Here is an 8,614-nt window from a genome sequence, read left to right on the forward strand (position 1 = left end):
GGGGGGGGGGGGGGGGGGGGGGGGGGGGGGGGGGGGGGGGGGGGGGGGGGGTGGTCGGGGGGGGGGCGTGGCGGGGGTCGTCGCGGGGGGGGTGCGGGGCGGGGCGGCCCCCGGCCGGGCGCGCCGGGTCGCGGCGTGTGCACACGACGCGACCCGGCGCGGCGGGTCACTCGGCCGCGGACGGCGGCGGAGAGTCGGGGCCCTCGGCGAGCAGCAGGTAGAGCGCGCGCCGGGCCTGGGCCAGCACGTCGGCCGCGGCGGTCAGCTGGGCGTCGGTGCCGGTGCGGGCCACCTGCCGGACCGCGCCGTGCAGCTCGTCGAGCAGTCCGCGCAGGTCGGCCCCGGGCGCGCCGGCGGCGGCGCCGGCGAACGGGTCGGTGCCGGCGGTGCGCAGCTCCTCGACGGCGGCGCGGCCGGCGTCGGTGAGCGTGGCCAGCTTGCGGCCGGCCTCGGCGGTCACGGTGACCAGCCCCTCGTCCTCGAGCTGGGCGAGGGTCGGGTAGATCGCGCCCGGGCTGGGCGTCCAGCGCCCGCCGCTGCGCTCGCCGATGGCGTGCATGAGCTGGTAGCCGTGCATCGGCTGCTCGGCCAGCAGCAGCAGGACGGCGGCGCGGACGTCGCCGCGCGGCACCCGCCCGCGGCCCCAGCCGCGGCGGCGGTGACGGGCGGCCGGGTCGAAGCCGGGGCCGAACCCGAAGCCGGGGCCGGGACCGAACCCGGGACCGAACCCGGGATCGAAGCCCGGCCCGGGTCCGGGGCCGGGCCCGCCGGGGCCGGGTCCGAAGGCGGCGAAGGGGCCGTGGTGGCGGTGGGTGTGGCCGTGGCCGGAACGGGGGCCGGGTCGCCAGCCCTCGAAGCGGGGATCGTCGTGCACGGTCGGTCCTCTCGGTGGGTCGATGCGTCCTCCAGACGTATCGGATGACAGTAACGATACATCGCTATGCATCGGTCGTCACGGTGTCGAGGCTCGTCGCCGCGATGGCCTGCACCGCGGCCTCGCCCAGCGCGTCGACCTCGGCGGCCAGCGCGCGCAGCGCGACCGGCTCCCCGGAGCGCAGCAGCGCGGCGAGACGGTGGGCGACCAGGCCGACCCGGTCGGCGGCGGGGGTCCCGGCGTCGACGGCGGGCGGGGGGTCGAGCGACCAGGGCTCGGCGATCTCGGCGCTCAGCGCGGGCAGCCGGCGCAGCAGCGCGGCGCACCCGGCGGCCAGCCGCCACCAGGTGCCGATCCGCAGCGCCGCCGGCGCCGACCCGGCCGCGGCCGCCCAGCGCAGCAGGCGCACCACCTCGCCCCAGACGACGTCGGAGACCACGTCGCGCACCGGGCCGCCGCCGGGCGAGCGGCGGGCCAGCACCAGCGCGCGGGTGGTGTCGGGGTCGAACAGCCAGCGGTCGGTGGCGCCGTCCATGCCCGGACGCTGGCCGCCCGGGCTGTCGCCGGCCTGGGCGGCACCTGGGGGATCGCTGGACGGTTCAGTCGACCGCGGCGCGCACCGCGGCGGCGGCGGTGTCGAGCGCGGCCCGTGCCCGGCCCCAGGACGTCGCCGCCGGGAAGTCGCCGAGCAGCGCCACCACCTCCCCGCCGGGCAGGACCCCCGCCGAGTGCAGCTGCCGGCTGCGGTCCACGCAGCACATCCAGCCCTGCTTGGCCGCCACCGTCCCGGCCGCCCCGCCGGCCAGCAGCCCGAACCGCTGGTCGAACCCGTCGGCGCCGGTCGCCGAGGTGGCCCGCATCCACCCGAGCAGGGTGGCCGCCGGGCCCGGGCCGAGGGTGGTGGCCAGCCCGGACAGCAGGGCGGCGACGTCGGCCGCGCTGGTGGTCGCCTCGCCCCACCGCCCGGCGACGGCGGGAGGAGCGGTGGCTCCCAGGCCGGCCTCGGTCACGACCGCGCCGACCAGCGCCGCGCCGTCCCACCGGTCCCACAGCAGGCTGGTCGCGGCGTCGTCGGAGCGCACCACGGCCCGTTCCATCAGCGAGCGGTCGCGGTCGGTGAGCACGACCTCGCCCCGCGCCTGCAGCTCCAGCAGCCGCCCGACGACGAGCAGCTTCACCAGCGAGGCGCCGTAGACGGCGTCACCGGCGCCCGCCGAGGAGACCAGCGGGGTCCCGTCGGCGGCCACGACCACCAGGTCGATCGACCCGCCCGCGGCCGCGGCCGCCGCCTGCACCTCGGCCAGCAGCGCGGCGGCGTCCACCGCCGGCGGCGGGGTCGGTGCGGCCGGGACGGGCGGCCCGGCCACCGCGACCGGCGGCCGGGCGGGGACCTCCGCGGCGGCTGCCACGGACGCGGGGTCACCGGCCCCGCCGTCCCGGACCCCCGCCGAGCCGATCGCCAGCACGAACGCCAGCACGACCGGCACCGCCGCGGTGACCAGGCGCGATCCGCTCACGCCACCAGCGTGCACCGCGCGGCGGGGATCCGGGTGGACGGCGCGGTGCGGCCTCCACCGATGCGGTGACGCCCGTGCGTCGCGGGCCCTTGCCCGGCCGCCGGGTGGAGAGCACCCTCGGGGGGACGGCAGGGCCACGTCATCGGGAACACGTCATCGGGAACACGCCGCCGGGAGCACGCCGCTGGGAGGTCGCCGTGGAGGCACGCGTCGGGGACCGGATCGTCGTCCGGTCCACACACCAGGGAGAGCCGGAGCGCACCGGCCGGGTGCTGGAGGTCCGGGGCGAGCGCGGGGCGCCGCCCTACGTCGTCCAGTGGGACTCCGACGGCCACACCGGGGTGTTCATCCCCGCCGGGACCTGCTCGGTGGTGCCGGAGCCGGCGGCCGGCTGAGCGCCTCCCGGGAGCGGGCACACAGTCCCGCCACGGCCGGCTGACAGGCAGGTCACAGGAAACTGCCCGACGCTCGCAGGCGACGGCCGGAGGAGCCGGCCGCCCGAGGCGAGGAGTGTCCCGTGCGGAAGAAGCTCGTGATGGCGACCGCGGCCGGTGCCCTGGCCGTCGGTGGTCTGGCCTTCGCCGTCCCGGCCGTCGCCGACGACGACCCGACCACCGGCACCGCCAGTCCCGCCGAGGACCGCATCCGCGACGCGCTGTCCGGGCTGGTCGAGGACGGGACGATCACCCAGGAGCAGGCCGACCGGGTCGCCACCACCGTCGGTGACGGCGACTGGCACGACGGCTGGCACGGCGGCTGGGGCTGGGGTTGGGGCTGGGGCGGTTCCACCGTGCTGACCGACACGCTGGGCCTGTCCGAGGAGGAGCTGCGCACCGCGCTCGAGGCCGACGGCGCCAGCCTCGCCTCCGTCGCCGAGGCGCAGGGCGTGGCGGTCGAGGACCTCGTCGCCGCCCTGGTCCAGGAGGCGCGGGAGGGCATCGCCACCGCCGTCGAGGACGGCCGGCTCACCCAGGAGCAGGCCGACGAGTGGCTGGCCGACCTGGAGAGCGGCATCACCGAGTGGGTGCAGGCCACCGGCCCGTGGGACGGCGACTGGGAGGGTCCCTGGGACGTCGACGGGGACGGGGACGGCGACCCCGACGGCTGGGACGGCTGGGGTGGCTGGCACGGCGGCTGGGGCCACGGTCACGGCGACTGACGAAGGACCTCCTCGCCCCCCACGCCTCGCTCCGCTCGACGCGGGCTCCTGCGAGGAGGCCGTTCCCGCACGTCACCTCGCCCGGAGCGGGTCCCCGCGGCGGGGTGACGGCGCGTGCCGACGGCGGCCACGGGGCCGTGCCGCGGGGTAGCGTCCGCCGCCAGCCCGCCCGCGCGGGGGAGACCGAGGAGACAGCCGTGCCGACCGCGACGATGCCGCTGCCGGGACCCGTGCCCGGGCCGGTGCCGGCGCCCGCAGGGGACGCCGCGCGGGCCCTGGTCGTCGTCGGCGGGCTGCCCGGCAGCGGCAAGACGACCATGGTGCGCCGGCTGCTCGGCGACGGCGTCCCGGGGGTGTGCTCCGTGGACTCCGAGCAGGTCGCCGCCCGCTGGCGCACCGGCTCGGTGCTGCCCTACCCGCTGGTGCGCCCCCTGGTGCACGCCCAGCACCGGCTGCGGGTGCTGGCCGCGCTCGCCGGCAGCGACCCGGTCGTCGTGCTCGCCGACCCGTGGACCAGCCGCTGGTGGCGGCCGGTCGTGCTGGGCACCGCGCGGGCCGCCGGCCGGGCCGTCCGACTGGTGCTGCTCGACGTCTCACCCGAGGACGCCGCCGACGGCCAGCGGATCCGCGGCCGCCGCATCCCCGACGGGCGGATGCACCGGCACGGCCTGCGCTGGGCACGGCTGATGCGGACCGCCTCCGCCGGACCCGACGTGGTCGTCCTCGACCGCCCCCGGGCGGCCCGGCTCACGCTCGCCGAGCTCCTCGGCCCCGCCCTGCCCGCTCGGCGCGCGGATCCCGGTCCGGACCGGGCGCGGGGCTGAGCGGGCCGGTCAGGCCCAGCGCCCGCTCCAGCAGCCGGAACCGGTAGGCCACCGTCAGCAGGCCGAACCACAGCACCAGGCTCGGCAGCACCGTCTGGAACACCGGCTCGGCGGCCTCGGTCAGCCCGAAGTAGTCGGTGAACGCCGGCCAGAACAGCCCGGCCGAGAACACGACGACCAGCACCGCCACCAGCAGCGCCGGGCGGCGGTCGCCGTCGGGGCGGGTCCAGGCGGCGAACCACCGGTTCGGCGGCTTGAGGAACAGGATCAGCAGGAACGCCGCGTAGGAGACGAACGTCGACAGCGCCGTCTGCGCGCCGATCGTGGCCACCGCCTCGGCGAAGCCGACGTCGTCGGAGGACACCCCGGTCCAGCGCTCGAAGTCGGCGACGACCTCCGCGGGACCGTCGCCGCCGGCGTTCACGGCGTCCAGCAGCACCCGGTAGTGCCGGGCGTACACGGCCACCCCGCCCGCGGCGGTCACCAGCACCGCCGGCAGCACGAAGCGCCACAGCGTCGTCAGCAGGTGCGGGTCCGGCGCGCTCGGCCGCGCCCAGGCGGTGAGGAACAGCGTCGGCACCCCGACGGTCAGCAGCGTCAGCCCGACGTTGGCGGGGGAGTAGGGGAACCCCAGCCCGAGCATGGTGACGGCGAGGATCACCAGCCCCTGCGTGCCGACCCGGGCGAGGAACACCTGCATCGAGGTGCTGATCCCGGTGATGATCCGGCGGCCCTCGTGCGCGGCGGGCAGCAGCGCGCCCAGCGAGTCCCTGGTCAGCACGATGTCGGCGACGTCGCGGGTGACCGCGCTGCCGCTGGCCATCGCCACGCCCACCTGCGCCCGCTTGAGCGCGCGGGCGTCGTTGACCCCGTCGCCGACCATCGCCACGTAGGCACCGCGGCGGCGCAGCGCGTCGACCAGCCGCTCCTTCTGTTCCGGGGCGATCCGGCCGAACACCGTCGTCCGCTCGACCAGCGCGTCGAGCCGGTCCTCCGGCAGGTCCCGCAGCGCGGGGCCGGCCACCGGCTCGCCCGGCTCCAGCCCGGCCTGCCGGGCCAGCGCCGCGACCGTGGCCGGGTCGTCGCCGGAGACCACCTTGACGGCGATGCCGTCGGCGGTGAGCCGGGCGAGGGTGTCGACGACGTCGGGGCGCAGCTCGTCGGCCAGCGCGACGAGCGCCAGCGGCTCCAGCGGCGGCAGCGCGGCGCGCCCGGCGGCGTCGCGCAGCGGGGCTTCGGCGGCGGCGCGGGCGAACACCAGCACCCGCAGCCCCCGCCCGGTCAGCTCGCGCACCGGGGCGCCCAGCGGCGGGCCGGTCAGCCGCGGGGCGAGCGCGTCGGGCGCGCCGAGCACCAGCACCGCGTCGGCGGTGCGCAGCGCGCTCCACCGCAGCGAGGAGGAGAACGGCACCTCCTCGCGCACCTCGGCCGGCGCCGGCGCCGGCAGCGCCGCGGCCAGCGCGGCGCTGGTCAGGTTCGGCGCGCCGACGCCGGCGGCCATGGTCCCCAGCAGCCGGCGCACCGCGGCGTCGCCCAGCGGGCCCACCGGGGTGAGCGCGGCCAGCGACAGCCGGCCGGTGGTGAGCGTGCCGGTCTTGTCGGTGCAGACGACGTCGACGTTGCTCACCGACTCCACCGCGTTGACCTGCTGCACCAGCGCGCCCCGGCCGGCGCTCCTGGCCGCGCCCACCGTGTAGGCGACCGCGACGAGGAAGAACAGGCCGTAGGGCACCAGGCCGGAGAGCACCGCGGTGGTCTGCACCGTCCGCACCAGCGTGAAGCCCTCGAGGGCGGCCTGCGCCAGGATCGTGACGCTCATCAGCAGGACCAGCAGCATCACCAGCCGGACGACGAAGTCGATCCGCCGCTGCAGCGGCGTCGTGTCGGTGGAGGCGCGGCGGGCCTCGGCGGTCAGCCGGCCGGCGTAGGAGGCCGCGCCCACGTCGCGGGCCAGCTGCAGGCCCTCGCCGCCGACGACGAACGACCCCGACAGCAGGTCCTCCCCGTCGGCCTTCGGCAGCGCCTCGGACTCGCCGGTCAGCAGCGACTCGTCGACCTCCAGCCGGCCGGAGAGCACCGGCCCGTCGACGACGACCTGCGCGCCGGGCCGCAGCCGCAGCACGTCGCCGCGCACCACCTCCTCCGGCGGCACCTCGGTGCCGGCGCCGTCGCGGACCACGGTGACCGTGCCGCGGGCCAGCAGCTGCAGCCGGTCGAGCTTGCGCTTGGCGCGGATCTCCTGCACCGCGCTGATCGCGGCGTTGACCAGGCCCAGGCCGACGCTGGTGAACGCGTCGCTGTAGCGGCCCAGCGCCAGCAGCGCCGCGCCGATGGTGAACAGGATGACGTTGAAGAAGGAGAAGACGTTGGTCCGCAGGATGCGCCCGTAGCTGCGCGAGGACGCGCTGACCGCGACGTTGCCCTCGCCCCTGCGGTGGCGCTCCCGCGCCTCGGCCGCGGACAACCCGGGCGGCGGCCCGGTGCGGCGGGCGTCGTCCTGCGTACCGGTCTGCACCCGCCGACTCTGACAGCCCCCGCCGCGCCCGGCACGACGCGCCGGGCGCCCCCAGCCGACTCCCCACCGACGTCCAGGCAACGTGCAGGTCCACAGCGCAGCGTGGTCGCATGAGCACGCGCGCCCGGCGGTGGTCCCTGCGCACCCGGCTGCTGTGCGCCTTCCTCGTGCCGCTGGCCGTGGTCCTCGCCGTCGTCGGGGGAGCGGCGACCACCGCCGTCCGCGGGGAGCTGCTCGGCCAGGTCGACCACCGGCTCTCGGCTGCCGTCGACCGCTCCGCGCAGGCCGACGAGGGTCCCGGCGGGCCGGGGTACCCCGGCTGGCCCGGCTGGGAGGGCTGGGACGGTCAGGGCCCGGACTTCCTCGTGGTGCCCGGTCAGGGCGACGGGACGCTGGGCGCCCGGGTCGAGGACGGCACCGTCACCGAGGCCGCCGTCATCGGCCGGGAGGGCGAGGGGGAGGCGCTGACCGAGGCCGAGGCCGCGCAGCTCGCCCGGGTCGACGCCGACGGGCAGCCGCGGACGGTCTCCCTCGGCCCGCTGGGCTCCTACCGCGTCGTGGCCACCGCGGCCGGCGACGGCGAGGTCATCGTCACCGGCCTGCCGCTGGACTCGGTCGACGCCGCGGTGCTGCGGCTCGTCGTCGTCGAGGTCGCCGTCGGCCTGCTCGGGCTGCTGGCCGCCGGGCTGGTCGGCTCGGCGGTGATCGGGCGCACGCTGCGCCCGCTGCACCGGGTCGCGGCCACCGCCGGCCGGGTCGCGCAGCTGCCGCTGTCCAGCGGCGAGGTGCGGCTGCCCGACCGGGTGCCGGCCGCCGACACCGACCCGCACACCGAGGTCGGCCGGGTGGGCGCCGCGCTCAACCGGCTGCTGGACTCGGTGGAGTCCGGCATCGCCGCCCGGCAGGCCTCGGAGACCCGGCTGCGGCGCTTCGTCGCCGACGCGAGTCACGAGCTGCGCACCCCGGTCACCTCCATCCGCGGCTACACCGAGCTGGTCCGCCGCCGCGGCGGGCTACCCGAGGACGCCGACGTCTCGCTGCGCCGGGTGGAGGCCGAGGCGGTGCGCATGTCCGGGCTGGTCGACGACCTGCTGCTGCTCGCCCGCCTCGACGCCGGCCGCGAGCTGGCCGTCGCCGACGTCGACCTCACCGGCCTGGTCCTCGACGTCGTCAGCGACGCCCACGCCGCTGGCCCCGGCCACCGCTGGCGCGTCGACCTGCCGCCGGCGGCGGTGCTGGTGCCCGGCGACGCCGCCCGGCTGCACCAGGTGCTGGCCAACCTCCTGGCCAACGTCCGCACGCACACCCCGCCGGGGACGACGGCGACCACCCGGTTGCGCGCCGAGGGCGGCGAGGCGGTCCTGGAGGTCGTCGACGACGGCCCGGGCATCCCCGCCGAGCAGCAGCCCGGGGTGTTCGAGCGCTTCGCCCGCGGGGACTCCTCGCGCTCGCGGGCCAGCGGCAGCACGGGCCTGGGCCTGGCGATCGTGGCCGCCGTCGTCGCCGGGCACGGGGGCACCGTGGCCGTCGGCAGCGTCCCGGGCCGCACGGTGTTCACGGTGCGGCTGCCCGGCGCGACCGTGGCCGAGCCCGACGCCGAGGAGGTCGCGGCCCTCTCGGCATGATCAGGTGACCTGATCGTGCGGGGGGGGGCCCCCCCCCGGCGGGGGGGGGGCGGGGCGGGCGGGGGGGGGGGGGGGGCGCGCCCGCGGGCGGGGGGGCCGT

General features: G+C 78.4%; 8 protein-coding genes. 4 read left to right on the forward strand and 4 right to left on the reverse strand.

From position 1 onward, the window contains the following. Window positions 1-166: 166 nt before the first annotated feature. The 3 genes from ACI8AD_RS24600 to ACI8AD_RS24610 form a co-directional block, all read right to left on the reverse strand. Window positions 167-874, reverse strand: coding sequence for a PadR family transcriptional regulator (locus tag ACI8AD_RS24600; protein WP_456873157.1), 708 nt, complete (start codon window positions 872-874; stop codon window positions 167-169). A gap of 64 nt (window positions 875-938) precedes the next feature. Beyond that, the gene (locus ACI8AD_RS24605) at window positions 939-1,409 is read right to left on the reverse strand and encodes a hypothetical protein (protein WP_456873158.1); all 471 of its coding nucleotides are present in this window, start codon (window positions 1,407-1,409) and stop codon (window positions 939-941) included. Window positions 1,410-1,473: 64 nt separating this feature from the next. Continuing rightward, entirely contained in the window at window positions 1,474-2,391 is a 918-nt protein-coding gene (locus ACI8AD_RS24610) for a serine hydrolase (RefSeq protein ID WP_456873159.1), read from the reverse strand. A 197-nt stretch (window positions 2,392-2,588) separates the two neighbouring features. Here ACI8AD_RS24610 and ACI8AD_RS24615 point away from each other — a divergent pair, with 197 nt between their 5' ends. The 3 genes from ACI8AD_RS24615 (at window position 2,589) to ACI8AD_RS24625 (ending at window position 4,374) form a co-directional block, all read left to right on the forward strand. Continuing rightward, entirely contained in the window at window positions 2,589-2,786 is a 198-nt protein-coding gene (locus ACI8AD_RS24615; protein ID WP_456873160.1) for a DUF1918 domain-containing protein, read from the forward strand. Between the two features lie 122 nt (window positions 2,787-2,908). Then, window positions 2,909-3,550: a hypothetical protein gene (locus tag ACI8AD_RS24620; RefSeq protein WP_456873161.1), complete on the forward strand. Its 642-nt coding sequence runs from the start codon at window positions 2,909-2,911 to the stop codon at window positions 3,548-3,550. A gap of 197 nt (window positions 3,551-3,747) precedes the next feature. Continuing rightward, a complete protein-coding gene (locus ACI8AD_RS24625) occupies window positions 3,748-4,374 on the forward strand; it encodes an AAA family ATPase (protein ID WP_456873162.1) in 627 nt (208 codons plus the stop codon). Here ACI8AD_RS24625 and ACI8AD_RS24630 read toward each other — a convergent pair. Beyond that, complete coding sequence (locus tag ACI8AD_RS24630; RefSeq protein WP_456873163.1) at window positions 4,298-6,889, reverse strand: HAD-IC family P-type ATPase; 2,592 nt, start codon at window positions 6,887-6,889, stop codon at window positions 4,298-4,300. The two genes, ACI8AD_RS24625 and ACI8AD_RS24630, sit on opposite strands and share 77 nt — an antisense overlap. Window positions 6,890-6,999: 110 nt before the next feature. Between ACI8AD_RS24630 and ACI8AD_RS24635 the strand changes: the two genes are divergently transcribed. Beyond that, entirely contained in the window at window positions 7,000-8,514 is a 1,515-nt protein-coding gene (locus ACI8AD_RS24635; RefSeq protein ID WP_456873164.1) for a sensor histidine kinase, read from the forward strand. Window positions 8,515-8,614: the final 100 nt, after the last annotated feature.

This window comes from Geodermatophilus sp. SYSU D00766, assembly GCF_054049915.1.